19 protein-coding genes are annotated in these 20413 nt (G+C 69.2%); 8 read left to right on the top strand and 11 right to left on the bottom strand.

Annotated elements, in window-relative coordinates:
- Positions 1-12: 12 nt before the first annotated feature.
- From KXR53_RS11510 to KXR53_RS11490, 5 genes are all read right to left on the bottom strand, one after another.
- Positions 13-855 (bottom strand): sugar phosphate isomerase/epimerase family protein, encoded by an 843-nt coding sequence (locus tag KXR53_RS11510; RefSeq protein WP_437375278.1) that lies wholly within the window; start codon positions 853-855, stop codon positions 13-15.
- Positions 856-858: 3 nt separating this feature from the next.
- Positions 859-2274 (bottom strand): enolase C-terminal domain-like protein, encoded by a 1416-nt coding sequence (locus KXR53_RS11505; protein ID WP_437375277.1) that lies wholly within the window; start codon positions 2272-2274, stop codon positions 859-861.
- A 7-nt stretch (positions 2275-2281) separates the two neighbouring features.
- Positions 2282-3451: a dihydrodipicolinate synthase family protein gene (locus tag KXR53_RS11500; RefSeq protein WP_437375276.1), complete on the bottom strand. Its 1170-nt coding sequence runs from the start codon at positions 3449-3451 to the stop codon at positions 2282-2284.
- Between the two features lie 3 nt (positions 3452-3454).
- Positions 3455-4606, bottom strand: a complete 1152-nt coding sequence (locus KXR53_RS11495; RefSeq protein ID WP_437375275.1) for a Gfo/Idh/MocA family protein — start codon at positions 4604-4606, stop codon at positions 3455-3457.
- 113 nt (positions 4607-4719) lie between these two features.
- Positions 4720-5400 carry a TetR/AcrR family transcriptional regulator gene (locus tag KXR53_RS11490; RefSeq protein WP_437375274.1) on the bottom strand — a complete coding sequence of 227 codons (681 nt, stop codon included), beginning with the start codon at positions 5398-5400 and terminating at the stop codon, positions 4720-4722.
- 211 nt (positions 5401-5611) lie between these two features.
- Between KXR53_RS11490 and KXR53_RS11485 the strand changes: the two genes are divergently transcribed.
- The 6 genes from KXR53_RS11485 to uxaC all read left to right on the top strand — a co-directional run bounded on the left by KXR53_RS11485 (position 5612) and on the right by uxaC (position 12218).
- Positions 5612-6907, top strand: a complete 1296-nt coding sequence (locus KXR53_RS11485; RefSeq protein WP_437375273.1) for an ABC transporter substrate-binding protein — start codon at positions 5612-5614, stop codon at positions 6905-6907.
- 61 nt (positions 6908-6968) lie between these two features.
- Positions 6969-7844 carry a carbohydrate ABC transporter permease gene (locus tag KXR53_RS11480; RefSeq protein WP_437375272.1) on the top strand — a complete coding sequence of 292 codons (876 nt, stop codon included), beginning with the start codon at positions 6969-6971 and terminating at the stop codon, positions 7842-7844.
- Positions 7837-8700 (top strand): carbohydrate ABC transporter permease, encoded by an 864-nt coding sequence (locus KXR53_RS11475; protein WP_437375271.1) that lies wholly within the window; start codon positions 7837-7839, stop codon positions 8698-8700. The genes KXR53_RS11480 and KXR53_RS11475 overlap by 8 nt, the downstream gene beginning before the upstream one ends.
- 13 nt (positions 8701-8713) lie before the next feature.
- The gene (locus KXR53_RS11470; protein WP_437375270.1) at positions 8714-9730 is read left to right on the top strand and encodes a Gfo/Idh/MocA family protein; all 1017 of its coding nucleotides are present in this window, start codon (positions 8714-8716) and stop codon (positions 9728-9730) included.
- 2 nt (positions 9731-9732) lie between these two features.
- A complete protein-coding gene (locus KXR53_RS11465; protein ID WP_437375269.1) occupies positions 9733-10818 on the top strand; it encodes a Gfo/Idh/MocA family protein in 1086 nt (361 codons plus the stop codon).
- Positions 10815-12218 (top strand): glucuronate isomerase, encoded by a 1404-nt coding sequence (gene uxaC / locus KXR53_RS11460; RefSeq protein ID WP_437375268.1) that lies wholly within the window; start codon positions 10815-10817, stop codon positions 12216-12218. The genes KXR53_RS11465 and uxaC overlap by 4 nt, the downstream gene beginning before the upstream one ends.
- A 20-nt stretch (positions 12219-12238) precedes the next feature.
- On the opposite strand, the gene KXR53_RS11455 is transcribed toward uxaC, so the two are convergent.
- Positions 12239-12658, bottom strand: coding sequence for a hypothetical protein (locus KXR53_RS11455; protein WP_437375267.1), 420 nt, complete (start codon positions 12656-12658; stop codon positions 12239-12241).
- Between the two features lie 141 nt (positions 12659-12799).
- Between KXR53_RS11455 and KXR53_RS11450 the strand changes: the two genes are divergently transcribed.
- Entirely contained in the window at positions 12800-13831 is a 1032-nt protein-coding gene (locus KXR53_RS11450; RefSeq protein ID WP_437375266.1) for an AI-2E family transporter, read from the top strand.
- A gap of 135 nt (positions 13832-13966) precedes the next feature.
- Here KXR53_RS11450 and KXR53_RS11445 read toward each other — a convergent pair whose 3' ends face one another.
- From KXR53_RS11445 to KXR53_RS11435, 3 genes are all read right to left on the bottom strand, one after another.
- On the bottom strand, positions 13967-14572 hold the full coding sequence (locus tag KXR53_RS11445) for a hypothetical protein (RefSeq protein WP_437375265.1): 606 nt from the start codon (positions 14570-14572) through the stop codon (positions 13967-13969).
- Positions 14573-14648: 76 nt separating this feature from the next.
- On the bottom strand, positions 14649-16634 hold the full coding sequence (locus KXR53_RS11440) for an SEL1-like repeat protein (RefSeq protein WP_437375264.1): 1986 nt from the start codon (positions 16632-16634) through the stop codon (positions 14649-14651).
- A gap of 127 nt (positions 16635-16761) precedes the next feature.
- Positions 16762-17997, bottom strand: a complete 1236-nt coding sequence (locus KXR53_RS11435; protein WP_437375263.1) for a dienelactone hydrolase family protein — start codon at positions 17995-17997, stop codon at positions 16762-16764.
- A gap of 129 nt (positions 17998-18126) precedes the next feature.
- On the opposite strand from KXR53_RS11435, the gene KXR53_RS11430 reads away from it, so the two are divergent.
- Positions 18127-18630 (top strand): MarR family winged helix-turn-helix transcriptional regulator, encoded by a 504-nt coding sequence (locus tag KXR53_RS11430; RefSeq protein WP_437375262.1) that lies wholly within the window; start codon positions 18127-18129, stop codon positions 18628-18630.
- Positions 18631-18652: 22 nt separating this feature from the next.
- On the opposite strand, the gene mctP is transcribed toward KXR53_RS11430, so the two are convergent.
- Together mctP and KXR53_RS11420 are read right to left on the bottom strand one after the other, a co-directional pair.
- Entirely contained in the window at positions 18653-20128 is a 1476-nt protein-coding gene (mctP, locus tag KXR53_RS11425; RefSeq protein ID WP_437375261.1) for a monocarboxylate uptake permease MctP, read from the bottom strand.
- Positions 20118-20315, bottom strand: coding sequence for a DUF3311 domain-containing protein (locus KXR53_RS11420; protein WP_437375260.1), 198 nt, complete (start codon positions 20313-20315; stop codon positions 20118-20120). The genes mctP and KXR53_RS11420 overlap by 11 nt, the downstream gene beginning before the upstream one ends.
- Positions 20316-20413: the final 98 nt, after the last annotated feature.

The following is a 20413-nucleotide window of genomic DNA, read 5'->3' as shown; positions in this document are numbered from 1 at the left end:
CTCCAACCCCCGTTACAGGGTGCAATGCGTCTTATACCGCTCGACGCAGGTCCTCAGCACCTCGTCGCCGGGGCGCTTCCACCAGGTCTCGGCCGAGAAGATCTCGACCTCCTGCGGCCCGATGAAGCCGGCGGCCTCGATCGCGGCGCGGATGCCGCGCAGGTCGATCACCCCGTCGCCCATCATGCCGCGGTCCAGCAGCAGATCCTTGGTCGGCACCAGCCAGTCGCAGATGTGATGCGCCAGGATACGGCCGCCGGCCCCGGCCCGGGCGATCTGCGGCATCAGCTCCGGGTCCCACCAGACATGATAGACGTCGATGGCGACGCCGATGCCGCCGCCCAGCAGGTCGCAGATGTCCAGTGCCTGCTTCAGCGTGTTCACGCAGGCGCGGTCGGCCGCATACATTGGGTGCAGCGGCTCGATCGCCAGCGGGATGCCGCAGGCCCGGGCGTGCGGCAGGATGGCGGCGATGCCGTCGGCCACCATCTGCCGGGCGGCGGCGATGTCGCGCGACCCGGGCGGCAGGCCGCCCACCACCAGCACCAGGCAGTCGGCCCCCAGCTCTGCCGCCTCGTCGACCGCGCGCTTGTTGTCGTCGATCGCGGCCTGGCGCGCCTCCGGGTCGCCGGCCGGGAACATGCCGCCACGGCATAGGCCGGTGACCTGGAAGGCGTTGTCGCGGACGATCCGCGCCGCCTCGGCGAGGCCGATCTTCTGCACCTGGTCGCGCCAGGGGGCGATCGCGGTGATGCCGTGGCCCAGGCAGGCCTCGGCCGCCTGGCGCATGTCCCATTGCTGGCGGACGGTGGCGAGGTTGATGGACAGGCCCCCAATAGGCGTACCGGTGGCCATGGCTCAGATCTCCGTCGGTCCGTCGGCCATGGCCGACCAGTCTGGGGTGAGGGCGGTGCCCAGGCCGCGCGCGGCCAGCACCGAGCCGATGGACAGCCGCCCGCCGCGGATCGCCAGACGGGCGCGGCCGCCGGCCTCGGCGTAGAGGTCGGGGTGGGCGGACAAGAAGGCTCGCTGCTCCGCTGCCGGGGCGCCGGCCATGCCGTCGACATAGTGGTGGCCGTTGCGCTCGACATGGCCGGCGCCGCCCAGCGCGGCCAGCACCAGGTCCTGCTGCAGGGCGACGCCGCCCTGGGTGGTCAGGTCCTCGGCCGACAGGAAGTAGCGGCCGCCGTCCTCGGCGCTCCATTTGGCGATCCGGGCCCGGTTCAGCAGCGCCCGGTGAAAGCCCTTGCAGGATTTCGACGACACGCCGCGATAGCCCAGGGCCCGGGCGCGCGGGAACACGCCGATATCGGCGTCCGACTCGTCGATCTCGACCGGGATGCGCTCGGCCAATGCGTGGATCGGCTCGGCCAGCGCCCGGGCGCGGGCGATCGGCTGCTCCAGGAACAGCACGGCGGCGCGCAGCCGGGCGAGGGCGGGATCGGCCCTGAGGCGGTCCCAGAACTCGGCCACCGGCCCGGCCTCGGCGAAGGTCTCGTTGCCGTCCAGCGTGACGCGATAGTCCGGCAGCCGGTCCAGCACGGCGGCGATCCGGCGCAGCCGGTCCAGGTCGGCATCGGCCTGGCCGCTCAGCTTCAGCTTGAAATGGGTGTGGCCATAGGCGGCGATCGCTTGTTCCAGGCTCTGAGGCAGCCCGTCATCGAGGTGATCGGCGATCTCGGCAGTGGTGACCGGGTCGGCCAGGCCGACCGTGTGCCGGGCGTGGATATGGTCGTCCGGCGACAGCCCGGCCAGGAAACGGTCCAGATCGAAATCATCCAGGTCCGGCGCGGTGGCGGCGGTCAGGCCGACCCGGTTGGTCCGTACCGCCGTGACCGCGTCGATCCCCTCGATCCGGCACAGCGCGTCGATCGCGGCGCGGTCGAACAGGGCGAGGCCGAAGGAGGCGATCAGCCCGCCCAGCCCTTCCGCCGCGCAGGCGGCGTGCTGCCGCTCCTCGATCGCGGCGCTCAGGGCGAAGGCCGGGGCGGGCCGCTCCTCGAGATAGAAGGGCCGGGCAAGGGCAAGCGACCGGCGCAACTGGTCGAAGTTCTGCCGCTCGGTCAGGGCCGGATCCTTGTCGAACCATTTCGGCACCATCAGCTCGGCCGCCTGGCCCTCGGCCCGGCGGCCGTCCGCCGTCTCAACCGTCAGCCGCAGGAAGGCCTGCGGCGCGCCGGTGACGGTGGCGGCGCCGAAGCGGAAGGGCAGCCGGAACCGCACCGGCCGCTCGTAGAGCCGCGCCTCGACGACGCGCAGGCGGGGAGCGCTCACGGCAGCCTCATTCCACCCCACCCAGCGCCAGCACCTTGCGCATCCGGTGCACCGCCAGGTCCGGGTCGCGCAGCACGCGGGCGGCGTCGGCCAGGCGGAACAGCTCGGCCAGATGCGGCAGCGACCGTGTGCTCTGCTGGCCGCCGATCATCAGGAAGTGGTCCTGCAGCCCGTTCAGATAGGCCAGGAACACGACCCCCGTCTTGTAGAAGCGGGTCGGCGCCTTGAAGATGTGGCGGCTCAGCGGCACGGTCGGCGCCAGGATCTCGTGGAACCCGGCCTCGTCCCCGGCGGTCAGCCGCGCCAGACCGGCCGAGGCGGCAGGGGCGATGGCGTCGAAGATGCCGAGCAGCGCGTCGGAATAGCCCTGGTCGTCGCCCGCGATCAGCTCGGCATAGTTGAAGTCGTCGCCGGTGTACATGCGCACGTCCGCCGGCAGCCGGCGGCGCATCGCGATCTCCTTCTCCTTCGACAGCAGCGAGATCTTGATGCCGTCGACCTTGGCGGCGTTGTGGCGGATCACGGCGAGGCAGGTGTCCATCGCCCGGTCGTGGTCGGCGTCGCCCCAATAGCCGGCCAGCGCCGGGTCGAACATCTCGCCCAGCCAGTGCAGGATCACCGGCTGCTTCACCTGAGACAGGATCCGGCCATAGACGCGGACATAGTCGTCCGGCCCCTTGGCCGCGGCGGCCAGCGCCCGGCTGGCCATCAGGATCACCCTTCCGCCCAGCGCCTCCACCGCCTCGATCTGCTGCTCATAGGCGGCGATCACGTCGGCGATGGTCACGCCGGGGCCCGGCGGCAGGTGGTCGGTGCCGGCGCCGCAGGCGATCACGGCCCCCGGCCGCTCCTTCGCCCCGGCCAGGGCCCGGCCGATCAGCGCCTTCGCTGTCGACCAGTCGAGGCCCATGCCGCGCTGGGCGGTGTCCATCGCCTCGGCGACGCCGAGGCCGAGGTCCCAGAGATAGTGGCGGAAGGCGATGGTGCGGTCCCAGTCGACCGCGGCGTCGAGCCAGGGATCGTTGTCGGCCAGCGGATCGGCCACGACATGCGCCGCGGCATAGGCGACGCGGTTGAAGGCCGGGGCGCTGCCCGGCGCCGGGATCGGCAGCGGCGCGCTGCGGATGCTGTAGGTCTCGAGACCGCCGCCGGCGCGGGGGAGGGTGAGGGACGGCACGGCTCAGCCCTCCACCGCCGGCAGGTCGATCCAGCGCCGTTCGGCCCAGCTGCGGAGGCCGGCCTCGGCCAGCTGCACGCCCTTCACGCCCTGCCACAGGTCGTATTTCCACGGCGTGCCGGCGACAACGTGGCGGATGAAATCCTCCCACTGCGCCTTGAAGCCGTTGTCGTAGACGACGTTGTCCGGAACCTCGTCCCACTGGTCGAAGAAGTTCATCGTCTGCGGCTGGTCCGGGTTCCACACCGGGCGCGGCGTGTTCACCCGGTGCTGAGTCCAACAGCGGGTCAGCCCGGCAACGGCCGAGCCGTGGGTGCCGTCGACCTGGAAGGTGACCAGGTCGTCGCGCCGCACCCGGACAGCCCAGGAGGAGTTGATATGGGCGATGACGCCGCCTTCGAGCTGGAAGGTGGCGTAGGCGGCGTCGTCGGCATCGGCCGCGTAGCGCTTGCCGGCCTCGTCCACCCGCTCCGGAATATGTGTGGCGCCGAGGCAGCTGACCGACTTCACCTCGCCGAACAGGTTGTCCAGCACGTAGCGCCAGTGGCACAGCATATCGAGGATGACGCCGCCGCCATCGCCCTTGCGGTAGTTCCAGCTCGGCCGCTGCGCCGGCTGCCAGTCGCCCTCGAACACCCAGTAACCGAACTCGCCGCGGACCGAGAGGATGCGGCCGAAGAAGCCGGCATCGCGCAGCATGCGGATCTTCTGCAGCCCGGGCAGGTACAGCTTGTCCTGGACCACGCCGTGGCGGATGCCGAGGGCCGTCGCGTGCCGGGCCAGCTTGGTGGCCACCTCCAGCGTCTCGGCGATCGGCTTCTCGCAATAGACATGCTTGCCGGCATCGATGGCGCGGGTCAGCAGCTCGGCCCGCATTTGGGTCGAGCCGGCGTCGAAGAACACCGTGTCGTCGGGATTGGCGAGCGCGCGGTCGAGATCCGTGCCCCAGCGGGCGATGCCGTGGCGCTTGGCCAGGGCCTCGATCTTCTCGGCGTTGCGGCCGATCAGGATCGGGTCGGGCAGCACGCGGTCGCCATTGGGCAGCGGCACGCCGCCCTGGTCGCGGATGGCGCAGATCGAGCGCACCAGATGCTGGTTGTAGCCCATGCGGCCGGTGACGCCGTGCATGATGATGCCGAGGCGCTGGGTGGCCATGCCGGTCTTCCCTCCCGTTGCGGCACGGGCGTCGATCCCGGGCCTTGATTGTAACCAACTGGTTACTAGCGGATCACGGATCGGCCCTGTCCGTCAAGGGGTCGGCGAAGGGATCAGGGGCGCAGGGAAGCGAGGATCATATGGGCGATGTGCTCGCCCCAATCGGCCAGGGCCTTGGGCTCGGTCAGCTCGCGCCGGAAGATGGTCGACAGGGTGTAGCGGTTCGACAGGTAGAAGGCGCCGAGCGAGGCGATGCTGACATAGACCTTGACCGGGTCGGCATCGGCCCGGAACACGCCCTTGGCCGCGCCGCGCTTGAGCAGCTCGGAGATCACGGCGACCAGCGGCGAATGCAGGTCGAAGATGCGGGCGGAACGCTTCAGGTGCCGCGCCTTCATCAGGTTCTCGGTCTGCAAGAGGCTCAGGAATTCCGGGTGGTCGATGAAATAGCGCCAGGTGAACAGCGCCAGCTCGCGGATGCCGTCGACCGGGTCGTGGTCGGCGAGGTGCAGCTTGCTCTCGGCCGAGCGGATGGCGACATAGGCGCCCTCCAGCACCGCCAGATACAGCGCCTCCTTGTCCCCGAAATAGTGGTACAACATGCGCTTGTTGGCGCCGGCGCGCTTGGCGATTTCGTTGATCCGGGCGCCGCTGTAGCCCTTCTCGGTGAACTCCTTCACCGCGGCGGCGAGGATCGCGGCGCTGGTGCGTTCCGGGTCGCGCACGGCCTTGGCGGCGGGGCGTTTCGGCTTCTCGACGATCAGAGTGTCGGCAGTCTCGTCGCTGATGCTCACGGTTGGGCGGGCCTCGATTGCGGTCGGGGCGGCCGTGCCGCACCACCGGTGTTCGTGTTGACAGCCATCATCGCATCGATCAAGCTTGTAACCAACTGGTTATAACTTCACCTCCAGACGACGCATCGGAGGACGACGATTCGGCCGGGCGACCGGCCGCCCAGTGTCACGGTCCCTCGCGAAGAAGGGCACCAGCGCAAGGAGGAAACGAATGGCGACGCTGCGCATGAACCGCAGGCAGATTCTCGGATGGGGCGGAACCGCGGCCGGCCTGGCGCTGGCCGGCGCTCCGGGCCCCCTCTGGGCCCAGGACAAGCGCATCCGCATGTTCTGGTGGGGCTCCAAGGAGCGCGCCGACCGCACCAACAAGGTCAACAAGCTGTACGAAGCCGCCCACCCCGGCACCACCATCAACGGTGAGACGCTGGGCTGGCCCGACTACTGGCCACGCCTCGCCACCCAGACCGCGGGCCGCAACGCGCCCGACGTGATCCAGATGGACTACCGCTACATCGTCGAATATGCGCGGCGCGGCGCTCTGCTGCCGCTCGACGAGTACATGCCGTCGGTCCTGACGATCGAGGATTTCGGCAAGCCTGCAATCGATTGCGGCCGGGTCGAGGGCAAGCTCTACGGCATCAATCTCGGCAACAACTCGACCGCCATCGTCTACGACATCGACACGCTGCAGCAGATCGGCGCCGAGGAGCCGAAATGGGACTGGAGCTGGTCGCAATGGGGCGACTGGTCGCTCAAGGTCGCCCAGGCCTCCAAGCGCGACGGGTTCTGGGGCATCGGCGACTGCGGCGGCATCGAGCCGGCGCTCGACTGCTGGCTGCGGCAGAAGGGGAAGGCGCTTTACACCGCCGAAGGCAAGCCCGGCTTCGATGCGGAGGTGATGACCGAGTGGTTCAGCTTCTGGCACGAGCTGCGCCAGAAGAAGGCGATCCCGCCGGCCGACGTGCAGGCGCTGGACAAGCAGTCGCCGGAGACCAGCATGCTGGCGCTCGGCCATTCCGCCGCGATCATCACCAACTCGAACCAGCTGGTCGCGCATCAGGTGCTGAGCAAGACCAAGCTGAAGATGACGATGCAGCCGAGCGGCGGTCCGGGGGCCAAGCCCGGGCAGTATCTGAAGCCGTCGATGCTGTTCAGCATCTCGGCCCGCAGCCAGAACGCCGAGGAGGCGGTGCGCGTCGCCAATTTCTACGTGACCGACGTCGAGGCCGGGAAGGTGCTCGGGGTCGAGCGCGGCGTGCCGGCGTCGAAGGCGCTGCGCGAGGCGGTGGCGCCGACGCTCGACGAGCTCAGCCGGGCGATGCTCGACTACGTCACCTTCATCACCGACAAGGTCGGCGACCTGCCGCCGTCGCCGCCGAAGGGGGCGGGCGAAATCAACTTCCTGCTCAAGCGGGTCAACGAACAGGTCGGATTCGAGCAGGCGACGCCGGCGGACGGCGCCAAGCAGTTCGTCGACGAAGCCAACAGCATCCTCGAGCGCGGGTGACGACATGACTGTTGCGGTGCAGGCTTCGGGACGAGCGGCAGGGGTGCGGCGGGCGCGGCGGATGACCTCCCGCGCCCTGTCGGGCTACCTGTTCCTGACGCCCTGGCTGATCGGCTTCATCGGCCTGACCGCCGGGCCGATCCTGGTCTCGCTCTACCTGTCCTTCACCGATTTCGACCTGCTGCAGGCTCCGAACTGGGTCGGGGCGGCGAACTACGTCCGGATCGCCACCAACGATCCGAAGTTCCTGTCCTCGATGCAGGTCACCTTCCTGTTCGTGCTGTTCGCGGTGCCCTTGAAGCTGGCCTTCGCGCTCGCCGTGGCGATGATGCTGAACAAGGGCATCGCGGGCCTGCCGGTATACCGCGCCCTGTTCTACCTGCCGTCGCTGCTGGGCGCGAGCGTCGCCATCGCCGTGCTGTGGCGGCAGCTCTTCGCCGGCAACGGGCTGGTCAACCAGTTCCTGAGCCTGTTCGGCATCCACGGGCCGAGCTGGATCTCCAACCCGGACTACGCGCTGTCGACGCTCGTCGTCCTCAGCATCTGGCAATTCGGGTCGCCGATGATCATCTTCCTCGCCGGCCTCAGGCAGATCCCGCGCGACCTGTACGAGGCGGCGGCGATCGACGGCGCCAGGCCCTGGCACCGGTTCTGGCGCATCACCCTGCCGCTCCTGACCCCGGTCGTGTTCTTCAACGCCGTGATCCAGACGATCGAGGCGTTCAAGGCCTTCACCCCGGCCTTCATCATCAGCGAAGGCACGGGCGGGCCGATCGACTCCACCCTGTTCTACACCTTGTACCTGTACCAGGAAGCCTTCAGCAACTTCCGCATGGGCTACGCCTCGGCGCTGGCCTGGGTGCTGGTCGTGATCATCGCGCTGTTCACCGCCTTCTCCTTCCTGTCGGCGCGCTATTGGGTGCATTACGATGACTGACCTCGTCCTCAGCAGCCCCACCCGCCGCCCGCTGTCGCGGTCGCTCCTGATCCATGTGGCCCTCTGCGCCGCCTCGCTGGCGATGCTGTATCCGCTGCTGTGGATGCTCGCCAGCTCGTTCAAGGAGGATGCGCAGATCTTCTCCTCGGCCTCGCTGTGGCCGGAGAGCTTCAGCCTCGACGCCTATGTCCGGGGCTGGAGCGGGCTCGACATCAGCTTCGGCCAGTTCTTCTGGAACTCGGCCGTGATCTCGGTGCTGTCGGTGATCGGCAACGTCTTCGCCTGCTCGCTGACCGCCTTCGCCTTTGCCCGGCTGCGCTTCCCGGGCCGCAACTTCTGGTTCGCGCTGATGCTGGGCACGCTGATGCTGCCCTATCACGTGACCTTGATCCCGCAATACGTGCTGTTCCTGAACCTGGAGTGGGTCGACACCTTCCTGCCACTGGTGGTGCCGAAGTACCTGGCCTCCGACGCCTTCTTCATCTTCCTGATGGTGCAGTTCTTCCGCGGCATCCCGCGCGAGCTGGACGAGGCGGCGATGATGGATGGCTGCAAGCCCTGGACGATTTACTGGAAGATCATCCTGCCGCTGTCGAAACCGGTCCTGGCCACGGCGGCGATCTTCTCCTTCATCTGGACCTGGGACGACTTCTTCGCCCCCCTGATCTATCTGAACGACATGGGGTCCTACACGGTCCAGCTCGGCCTCCGGAACTTCGTCGATTCGACCGGCAAGTCGGACTGGAGCGCGCTGTTCGCCATGTCCGTCCTGACCCTGCTGCCGGTGTTCTTCTTCTTCCTGTTTTTCCAGCGCCTTCTGATCGAGGGCGTCGCCACCACCGGACTCAAACGCTGAACCGGGACCCCGAATGACCATCCGCTTCGCCGCCATCGGCATCAACCACAACCACATCTTCGGCCAGGTCGAGGCGCTGCTCGGCGCCGGGGGCGAGTTCGTCGCCTTCCACGCGCCGGAGGAGGATTTGGCCGGCCCGTTCCAGGACCGCTACCCGCAGGCAAAGCGCGTCTCCGACCCGCGCGCGATCCTGGAGGACCCGTCGATCCAGCTCGTCACCTCGGCCGGTATACCGGCCGACCGGGCGCCGCTCGGCATCGCCGTGATGCGGGCCGGCAAGGACTATCTCTCCGACAAGCCGGGCATGACTTCGCTGGAGCAGCTGGCCGAGGTGCGGCGGGTGCAGGCCGAGACCGGGCGGATCTATTCGATCTGCTACTCCGAGCATTTCCAGACCCGGTCGACCGTCAAGGCGGGCGAGCTGGTCCAGGCCGGGGCCATCGGCAAGGTCATCAACACGGTCGGCCTCGGGCCGCACCGGCTCAACAGCAAGCAGCGGCCCGACTGGTTCTTCAAGCGCGCCCGCTACGGCGGCATCCTGACCGACATCGCCTCGCACCAGTTCGAGCAGTTCCTGTTCTTCGCCGGCACGCTCGACGTCGAGGTCGCCTCGGCCGCGGTCGCCAACCGGGCCAACCCGGGAACGCCGGAGCTGCAGGATTTCGGCGAGGCGCTGCTGCGCAGCCCGGACGCCACCGGCTATATCCGGATCGACTGGTTCACGCCGGACGGGCTGCCGACCTGGGGCGACGGGCGGCTGACCATCCTCGGCACGGAGGGCTATATCGAGCTGCGCAAATATGTCGACCCGACCGGCCAGCCCGGCACGGACCATCTGATCCTGGTCGATCGGAAGGGCATGCAGCGGATCGACTGCAGCAACGTCGAGCTGCCCTTCGGCCGGCAGCTGGTCGCCGACGTGCTGAACCGGACGGAGACAGCGATGAGCCAGGAGCACTGTTTCAAGGCGATGGAGCTGGCGCTGACGGCGCAGGCGATGGCGGAATCGACCGCCGGGCGGAGGGCGTAAGAATGGCGGTCCGTAACGTTGCCGTGATCGGCCTGGGCGTCGGCCGCGGCCATATCGCCGAAGGCTATGCCGCCCATCCCGACAAGTTCCGGGTCGAGGCGATCTGCGACCTGAACCCGGAGCGCCTGGCCGAGATCGGCGACGAGTTCAACATCCCGGTGCGGACCACCCGCTTCGACGAGATCCTGCGCATGCCGGAGATCGAGGTGGTCGACATCTGCACCCCGCCGACGGTGCATATCGGCCAGATCCTGGCGGCGCTCGAGGCCGGCAAGCAGGTGATCTGCGAGAAGCCGCTGGTCGGGTCGCTGGCCGATCTCGACCGGGTGGTCGAGGCCGAGGCGGCGGCGCCCGGCCGGGTGATGCCGATCTTCCAGTACCGCTACGGCGACGGGCTGCAGAAGGCCAAGCGCATCGTCGAGGCAGGGATCGCCGGCAAGCCGTATCTGGCCACGGTGGAGACCGCCTGGAACCGCGGCGCCAAATACTATTCTGTGCCCTGGCGCGGCCGGCTGGACACCGAGCTGGGCGGCGTGCTGCTGACCCACGCCATCCATTCGCATGACATCATGACCTGGATGCTGGGGCCGGTGGCCTCGGTCTACTGCCGCACCGCGACCCGAGTGAACCCGATCGAGGTCGAGGACTGCGCCGTGGCCAGCGTGGTGATGCAGAGCGGCGCCCTGGTCTCGCTCGCCGCCACCCTCGGCTCGCAGGTCGAGATCAGCCGGCTGCGCTTCTGCTTCGAGAATGTCACCTTCGAGAGCGGCCTCAAGCCCTATGCTCCGGGTGACGCGCCGTGGCAGATCACCCCGGCCTCGCCCGAGATCGCGCAGCGGATCGAAGGCGCGCTGGCGGATTGGGAGCCGGTGCCGTCGCGCTTCGCCGGCCAGCTCGGCCGCTACCACAAGGCGCTGGAGACCGGCGGCCCGCTGCCGGTGACACTGGACGATGCGCGGCGGTCGCTGGAATTGGCGACGGCGCTGTTCCATTCTGCGGAGACCGGCCGGCCGGTCGAGCTGCCGATCGGCCGGGATCACCCCAAATACGCCGACTGGCGTCCGCAACCGAAGGCCTCCGCCGCATGAGCCTGCATCCGGATCGTCTGTTCTCGCCGGACCCGACCCAGCGGGCCATCGCCCGGCGCCTCTACGCCGAGGTCGCCGGCCTGCCGCTGATCAGCCCGCACGGCCACACCGACCCGGCCTGGTACGCCAAGGACGAGCCGTTCCCCGACCCGGCCTCGCTGCTGATCATCCCGGACCACTATATCTTCCGCATGCTCTACAGCCAGGGCGTGCGGCTGGACGATCTCGGCGTGCCGCGGCGTGACGGCGGGCCGGTCGAGACCGATCCGCGGGCGATCTGGCGGCGCTTCGCCGAGCATTGGCATCTGTTCCGCGGCACCCCGACCCGGATGTGGCTCGACCACACCTTCGAGACGCTGTTCGGGGTGGAAGAGCGGCTGACGCCGGCCAGCGCCGACCGGATCTATGACCGCATCGCGGAGCGGCTGGCCCGGCCGGAGTTCCGGCCGCGGGCGCTGTTCGAGCGTTTCAATATCGAGGTCATCGCCACCACGGAATCGCCGCTCGACCCGCTCGACCACCACCGGGCGATCCGCGACAGCGGCTGGAAGGGCAGGGTGGTCACCGCCTTCCGGCCCGACCCGGTGGTGGACCCGGAGTTCGACGGGTTCCGCGAGGGGCTGGAGCGGCTGGGCCAGATCACCGGCGAGGACACGTTGTCCTGGCGCGGCTATCTCGCCGCCCTGGCGCAGCGGCGTGCCTACTTCAAGAGCATGGGCGCGACCTCGACCGACCACGGCCACCCGACCGCGGCGACCGCGGATCTCGATCCCGTGCCGGCGGTGACGCTGTTCGAGAAGATCGTCTCCGGCCGGTTCGAGCCGAAGGATGCCGAGCTGTTCCGGGCCCAGATGCTGACCGAGATGGCGCGGATGAGCCTCGAAGACGGCCTGGTCATGCAGATCCATCCCGGCTCCTTCCGCAACCACAACACGGCGCTGCACCAAGAGTTCGGCCGAGACAAGGGCGCCGACATCCCGACCCGGACCGACTATGTCCACGCGCTGAAGCCGCTGCTCGACCGCTTCGGCAACGAACGGGACCTGACGGTGATCCTGTTCACCCTGGACGAGAGCACCTATGCGCGCGAGCTGGCGCCGCTGGCCGGGCACTATCCCTGCCTGCGGCTCGGGCCGCCCTGGTGGTTCTTCGACAGCCCGGAGGGGATGCTGCGCTTCCGCGAGCTGGCGACCGAGACGGCCGGCTTCTACAACACCGTCGGCTTCAACGACGACACCCGCGCCTTCCCATCGATCCCGGCCCGGCACGACGTGGCCCGGCGGATCGACTGCCGTTACCTAGCCCAGCTGGTCGCCGAGCACCGTCTGGACGAGGACGAGGCGGCGGAAGTCGCGGTCGACCTGGCCTACCGGCTGCCGAAGGCGGCGTACAAGCTGTGAGGGCGGCGGGCCCGGCAGGATCAGCCGGGCCCGGCCCAGGTCTCCTGCAGGTGCCGCCACAGCACCGTGTCGTCCCGCACCTCCAGGAGGGCGGTCGACCGCCGGAGGCTCTCGACGCCGCGAGCGCTCTGCCACTCGTCATAGGTGCACAGGCGGAACCCGCCGGGCAGGGCGACGCGCACGGCCGAATTCCGGATCTCGATCCGGAATGGCGCGGCCGGGTCGGCGTGCGCGCCGCGCGCTTGGCGCAGCCAGCCGACCACCGCGGCGCGGTCCAGCACCGCGCCGTCCGGGGCGATCAGCGTGAAGTCGGAGGGCCAGACCGGTTCGACCCCGGCGAACTCCGCCGGATCGGCGGCGGCGTCGCCCAGCCAGCGCTCGAAGAAGCGGTGCAGCCGTTCGATCTCGTCGAGACAGCGGTCGCCGATCGGGTCGTTCATCTCAGGGCCTCAGTCGATGGGTTTGATTGACATTTGTCCGATAAAGGTCCGGAGTCGGAACGTACCCGTGCACGCAGTCCGTCGAGAACAGGCATTCAAATCATGAATTTTCAGCCCGGCCGAAGCGAAGACGTTCCGGTCGTGGTCCCTGCGGAACTGCATCCCGCCCCCCGGGATCGTCGCATCGAGATATCGGCCCAGATCCTGGCCGGGCTGGCCCTGCTCGGCAGCCTGTGGTTCGGCCTGTTGGCCGCCCTGCTGGCGGGCCTGTTGATCCACGAGCTGGTACATGCCGTGGCGCCGGCGTTCCGCCGCTTCGGCGCCCTGCACAAGACCGGCCGCATCATCGCCCTCGGCCTGCTGACGGCCGTGCTGAGCCTGGCCGTGATCTTCGGGATCGTCGAGCTGATCTCGGTTCTCACCGATCGGCCGGAGGGGCTGGTCGCCGTGATGCGCAAGATGGCCGAAGCGGTGGAGCGGGCGAGCCAGCAGCTGCCGCCCTGGATCGTCGCCTACATTCCGAACAGCGGCCACGACCTCGACACCATGCTGGCGCAGTCCCTGCGCGACCACGCGCGGGACCTGCTGCGGATCACCACCGATGTCGGGCGAGTCCTGGTGCATATCATCATCGGCTTGGTGATCGGCGGCATGATTGCCATCGCCGATCTGACGGAACGGCCAGGCCGCGGCCCGCTCGCCCGGTCGCTGGCGGAGCGGGCCCGCCTCCTGGCCCTGTCGTTCCGCCGCGTCGTCTTCGCCCAGGTGCGGATCTCCGCCCTGAACACGGCGCTGACGGCGATCTACCTGGTTGGCGTCCTGCCCCTGTTCGGCGTCCATCTGCCGCTGACCAAGACCATGATCGCGGTCACCTTCGTCTGCGGCCTGCTGCCGGTGATCGGCAACCTGATCTCGAACACCGTCATCACGATCATCAGCCTGAGCCTGTCGGTCTATGTCGCCGCGGCGTCGCTGGCCTTCCTGATCATCATCCACAAGCTGGAATACTTCATCAACGCGAAGATCGTCGGCACCCAGATCCACGCCAAGGCCTGGGAGATCCTGATCGCGATGCTGCTGATGGAGGCGGCATTCGGCGTGCCGGGCGTGATCGCGGCGCCGGTCTTCTACGCCTATCTCAAGGTCGAGCTGGGGCGGAGCAGGCTGATCTGAGGCGGAAGGACGTTCCGCCCCTCGTCATGGCGAGCCCCGCAGGGGCGTGGTCATCCAGGATGGTCGGGCCTGCTCCGGCTGCGGGACTGGATGGCCACGCTTCGCTCGCCATGACGCTGTTGGGGGCGGCCCCGGCTACATCGGCGGCACCAGCCCGTCCTTGCCGACCTGGACCGCGTGCGAGACCAGCGACCCGTCGGCGGCTTTGACCGCCATGACGATGACATGGGCGCCCTTGGCCAGCATGGCGCGGCTGCCGGGCTCATAGGTCACCACCGGCACGTCGGGGGGCACCACCAGCCTGGTCTCGACGCCCTGGTAGCGCAGCGTCACCACCCGTCCCTCGGTGCCCTCGACATCGCCGGCGGTGGCGTTGGTCATGGTGCTGCCGGGCTGCAGGTCGAACGGACGCTGGCCCTCGCCGACGCCGCGCATGCTCTCCGGAAACACCTGCACTTCCAGGGCGCGCAGGCTGCCGTCGGGCTGCGGCATGGCCGCGCTGCCGATATAGCTGCCGGGCTTGATGTCCTGGATGCCGGCCGGGGCGATCGCCCGCACCGTCGCATCGTCGGCCAGGGTGACGGTCGCGGTACCGCCGCCGCGGGCGGCGATGGTCAGCACCGGGCCGTCGACCGCTTCGATCGTGCCGCGGATGCGCTGCTGCGGCGGGGCCTGGGCCGCGGCCGGAAGGGCCGAGAAAAGGGCCAACAGAGCCAGGCTGGCGATCGCGCTGCGCATCATGGCGAATCCTCGTGCGTCGACATCCCCCTTGGAAGCGATACGCCCGGACCCGTCCGGCGGTTACATGAATTCCGTCTCAGGACCGACGGCCGGCCTGCCATTCCTTCCGTGCCAGGGCGATCAACAGCGCGTCGTCGACGGTGTCGGAGGGCGGCAGCCCCTCGGCGCGGCGGAAGGCGTCGGCGGAAGCGTAGCCCAGTGCCGCCAGCAGGCGCAGCGCCGCCGCGGCCTTGGCCGCCTCCGACCGGGCGCTGAGGAACAGGACGGCGTGGCGGGGCGCGTCCTTTTCCTCCGCCAGCGCGCGGGCGAACCAGATCACCGCCTCGATCTCGTCGCGGGTGACGCCGCGGCCGGTCTCGTAGACGATGCCCAGCTCGCGCTGGGCCTCGGCATGGCCCTTCTCGGCGGCGACGCGGAACCAGCGCAGGGCCTCGGCATCGTCCTGCGCCACGCCGCGCCCGGCCTTGAAGTGGCTGCCCAGGTGATAGGCGGCCCTCGCATCGCCCTGATCGGCGGCGAGACGGTACAGGCGCAGCGCCTTGACGTGGTTCTGCGCCAGGCCGCGGCCCTCTTCATACATCCGGCCGAGATTGACCTGGGCATAGGCGTAGCCCTGATCGGCCGACCGGCGATACCAGCGCGCCGCCTCGGCCTCGTCCTTGGCGACGCCGCGGCCCTGCTGGTGCATCCAGGCGAGGCTGGCCTCGGCCCGGGCAGAGCCCTGGTCGGCGGCCAGACGGTAGAGGCGCACCGCCTCAACATCGTCCTGCGCCACGCCCTGGCCGTCGCGGTAGAGATCGCCCAGCTCGATCTGCGCCCGCGCCAGGCCCTGATCAGCGGCGAGGCGATAGAGGCGGGCGGCCTCGGCCAGGTCCTTGGCCACGCCGCTGCCGCTCTCATACAGCCAAGCGAGGCTGCTCTGGGCGTGGTCATAGCCCTGCTCTGCCGCCAGCTGGTACCACCGCGCGGCCTCGGCATCGTCCTCGGCCACACCCTGGCCGGTGTCGTACAGGATACCGACGGCGTTCTGGGCCTCGGCATAGCCCTGCTTGGCGGCGAGGCGGTACCAGCGCATTGCCTTACCATCGTCCTCGAGCACGCCGCGGCCGCGGTCGTACATGGCGCCGAGCTCGGCCTGCGCCCGCGCATAGCCCCGCGCCGCCGCCCGGCGGTACCAGCGCACCGCCTCGGCCGGGTCCTCGGCCACGCCGCGGCCGCCGTCAACCATGAAGGCCAAGTTGGTCTGCGCCCGGGCCAGCCCCTGGTCGGCCGCCAAGCGATAGAGGCGCACGGCCTCGGCCTTGTCCATCGCCACGCCGCGCCCGGCCTCGTACATCCAGCCCAGATCGGTGCGGGCCGAAGCATCTCCCTGGTCGGCGGCCAGGCGGTAGAGGCGCACCGCCTCGGCGTCGTCCTGCGGCACGCCGCGGCCGGAATAGTACAGATCCGCCAGAAGGCGCTGGCCGACGGCATATCCGGCCCCGGCCGCGCGGCCATACCAATAGGCTGCGGCGGCATAGTCCACGGGGCCGCCGCGGCCGTTCTCGCACATGTAGCCGAGGCTGGCCTGGGCCGGCGTATAGCCTTGCTCCGCGGCCAGGCGGTACAGGCGCACCGCCTCGGCCTCGCTGCGCTCGACGCCGCGCCCGTCCTGATACATGTAGCCGAGATAGGTCTGGCCGCGGTCGAGGCCCTGGGCCGCCGACAGCCGATACCAGCGCACGGCCTCGGCATCGTCCCGCGCGACCCCGGCGCCGTCGCGATACATGTCGCCGAGATAGGCCTGGGCCCTGGCATGGCCCTGCTCGGCCGCCAGCCGGTACCAGCGCGCTGCCTCGGAAAGATCCCGCTCCACGCCGTCTCCGGCCTCGTAGCGGACGCCGAGCCGGAGCTGGGCCTGGGCACTCCCGGATTCGGCGGCCAGCCGCAGGCTGCGCAGCAGCACTTCCTCCGGCCCTGCCGATCTGATGACGACGATATCGGTGAGATCCGCCGGCCCAGCCGAAACGAGGGGCGACGGGGAGGCCAGGGCGGCCGGCGACGCCAGCAGAAGCCCCAGCACGAAACCATGAATGCGCATACGAAATGACGGTGCGAGAAATCCCCCTTGTTCACCCCATCCTCATCGAAACCGGCCTCGCTGTCGATGCCGATCGTTCCGGGGCCGGTTGATTTCAAGCGAACCGCGGTCAGCCCTTCGACGCGCTTTCCTGCCAGCGGGCCATCAGCGTGTTGGACGGCAGGCTCTCGTCGACCAGCTTCTTCGCCGTCTCGACCCCGGCCACCGGCAGGCCCTTCGGGTCCAGGAGGCCGATCTGCACCAGGACCGACGCCTGGTCCCAGTAGATGTGCTCGTTGTACAGCTTGTCGCCGCGGAAGCGGACGATCGCGACCAGCGGGATTTCGACATAACGCCCGGTCGGCGGGATGCCGGGCAGCATCCAGTCGATCTCGATGTCGTGGGTGAAGCAGAACAGCATCTCATCGACCAGCCGGTCGACACCGATGGTGCGGCTGATCGGGATCAGCTTGGTGTCCTTCGGCGTCTTCGGGATGAAATGGTTGGTGTAGAAGCGGTACAGGTCGTCCTGGCCGACCCCGCCGGTCATGGTCGGAATGTGGTTGACGTAAGGCTCGGCCACCATCGTCGTCATGGTGGCGCGGGCGTCGCGGGTGGCGAACTCCAGCTCCGTGTGTCGCTCCCACAGCCCCGACAGGTCGTAATGCGGCCCCATCACCCGGCGGAACAGGGCCAGGCTGCGGGAATGGGCCATCAGTGCGGCCGGCTTGTCGAAGGCCGCCCGCTCCGGCACGTTGAAGCCGTGATCGGCGCCCGGATAGAGGAAGAGCTGGACGTCCTCGCGGCCCTCGAAGGCGGCGGCGATCGCGTCCCGGGTCTGCGGCGGCAGGTGGCGGTCCTTCTCCGGGAAGTGGAACACCATCGGGCAGCGGATCGCATCGGCCTCGCCCAGCAGCGGCTCCAGCCCCGTGCCGTAATAGCTGACCGCGGCGTCGACATGGCTGCGCGCGGCGACCAGATAGGCCAGCCGGCCGCCCAGGCAGAAGCCCAGCGCGCCGACCTTGCCGCGACATTCCGGCAGCCGGCGCAGCGTCGCCAAGGCGGCGCCGCAATCGGCGACGGCGCGGTCGACATCGAAGCGGCCCAGGAGCTCGCGGGCGCGGGCCACCTCGGCTTCGCCGTAGCCGAGCTCGACCCGCGGCTCCAACCGCCAGAACAGGTCCGGCGCCAGCACCACATAGCCTTCCTCGGCATAGAGGTCGGCGACCGCCCGGATATGCGCGTTGACGCCGAAGATCTCCTGCAGCAGCAGGATGCCTGGGCCGAATCCGCTGGCCGGCACCGCGAGATAGCCCTGGAACCGGCCGCCATCATCGGCCGTGATGTCGATCCATCTGCTGGTCATTGCTGATCCTCGCTCCGGAAGCGGCCAGCCGTCCCGGCCCGCAGGCATGGGGGGCTGCGTCGGCCGCGGTTATACTTTAAACTTAAAACAGATCGGGTGGCCACCGGCCGTGTTCAGGACCAAAGAAGAATGATCGACGCAGAGACCGCGGTGACCGACCGGCCCAAGGATCATCGCCTCGAATTGCGGCTGTGGCTGCGGCTCCTGACCTGCACCACCATGATCGAGCGCGAGGTCCGGCGGCGCTTGGCCGAGAGCTTCGATACCACCCTGCCGCGCTTCGACCTGATGGCCCAGCTGTACAAGATGCGCGAAGGGCTGACGCTGGGCGAGCTGAGCCAGCGGCTGATGGTGTCGAACGGCAACATGACCGGGCTGGTCGAGCGGCTGGTCGAAGGCGGGCTGCTGGCGCGCGCGCAGTCGCCGGAGGACCGGCGCAAGCACGTCATCCGCCTGACCGAAGAGGGTGAGCGCCAGTTCGCGGCGATGGCGGCGGCGCATGGCGACTGGGTGGCCGAGATGACGGCGGGGCTCGCGACCGAGGAGATCGAGCGGCTGATGGATCTCCTCGGCCGCACCAAGACCTCGGTCGCCGAAGCCACCCGGCCGCGCGGGCGGGGCCGGGCGGAGTAGAACCCCTCCGCCCGGCGGTCTCTCAGGTGGCGCGGGCCAGGCGCGGCGCCACAGCCAGGTTGACCACCACCGCGACCGCGATGTTGATCGCCAGCGCCAGCAGCCCGGCATAGACCGTGACGGTGGTGCCGCCGATGGTCAGCGCCTGCAGCGGCTTCAGCCCGTTCTGCCAGACGATCCAGCTGCCGCCGAAGAAGCCGGCCGCCCAGCCGGCCAGCAGCGCCGGCGCCCGGAACCAGCCGACATAGAGCCCGAACACCAGCGCCGGCAGGGTCTGCAGGATCCAGACGCCGCCGAGCAGCTGCAGGTCGAGCGCGAACTGCGTCGGCAGGAAGACGATCACCAAGAGGGCGCCGACCTTGACCACCAGCGAGGTGATCTTGGCCACCTGCGCCTCGCCGGCATGGCTGACGCCGGGCGCGACATAGGCTTTCCAGAAGTTGCGGGTGAACAGGTTGGCGGCGCCGATGCTCATCACCGCCGCCGGCACCAGGGCGCCGATGGCGATGGCGGCGAAGGCGAAGCCGGCGAACCAGCTGGGGAACAGCGTCTGGAACAGCGCCGGCACCACGTCGTTCGGGCTGGCGATCTGCAGATGCGCGGCATGGCCCATATAGCCGAGCAGGGCGAGGAGGCCGAGCAGCAGCGTATAGGCCGGCAATAGCGCCGCGTTCTTGCGGATGGTGTTGGCGCTGGCCGAGGCGAAGATGCCGGTCAGGGTGTGTGGGTACATGAAGGCGGCGAGGGCCGACCCGAAGGCCAGCGAGGCATAGGCCACCATCTGGCTGTCGCCGAGGAGGAGCCCGCCCGACCCCTTGGCCTGGAACGCCTGGTCGGCCGCCTGGAACACGCTGGCGTAGCCGCCCAGCTCCCACGGGATCAGCGCCACCGCGGCCAGCACCGCGATGTAGATCATGATGTCCTTGACGAAGGCGATCAGCGCCGGGGCGCGCAGGCCGGCGGAATAGGTATAGAGCGCCAGGATGACGAAGGCGATGGTCAGCGGCAGCTCGCCGGTCAGGCCCAGCGCCTTGATAACCGCGGCCATGCCGACCAGCTGCAGCGCGATATAGGGCATGACGGCGAGGACGCCGGTGATGGCGACCGCCAGCTCCAGCCCGCGCGAGCCGTACTGGCCGTAGACCACGTCGCCGGCGGTGACGTAGCCCCGCTCCTTGGCGCGGTGCCACAGCTTCGGCATCACCAGGAAGACGAAGGGGTAGACGATGATGGTGTAGGGCAGGGCGAAGAAGCCGTAGGCGCCGACGGCATAGACCAGGGCCGGCACCGCGATCACGGTGTAGGCGGTGTAGAAGTCGCCGCCGACCAGGAACCAGGTGATCCAGGTGCCGAAGCGGCGGCCGCCCAGCCCCCATTCGTCGATATGGGCCAGCGTCTCGCCCCGCTTCCAGCGGGCGGCGGCGAAGCCCATGACGGTGACGAGGACGAAGAAGAAGGCGAAGACGGCGAGGGCGACGACATCCAGCTCAGTCGTCATGGCGCACGCTCCGATAGGCGATCCAGATGATCAGCGCGGTCAGCGGCACCCAGGCGAACTGATACCAGTAGAAGAACGGGAAGCCGAGGATCTCCGGCTCCCGCGCATTGTAGAACGGCACCCACAGGAGCCCGATATAGGGCAGGAGCAGCAGCCACAGGGCGGGCCGCCGTGAACGCTCAGACATGGCAAATCCTTCCGTCGCGGGCCCGGATTTCTCCGGGTCCGATTCGCCGGTCAACCTGCCATCGTCCCCGGAGATGTTAACCCGAATAACGGCATGGC

It is taken from the genome of Inquilinus limosus (assembly GCF_051487185.1).
Lineage (GTDB): Bacteria > Pseudomonadota > Alphaproteobacteria > DSM-16000 > Inquilinaceae > Inquilinus > Inquilinus limosus_F.
Note: the sequence above shows the minus strand (reverse complement) of the source record. Positions and strands in the feature narration are given on the sequence as shown.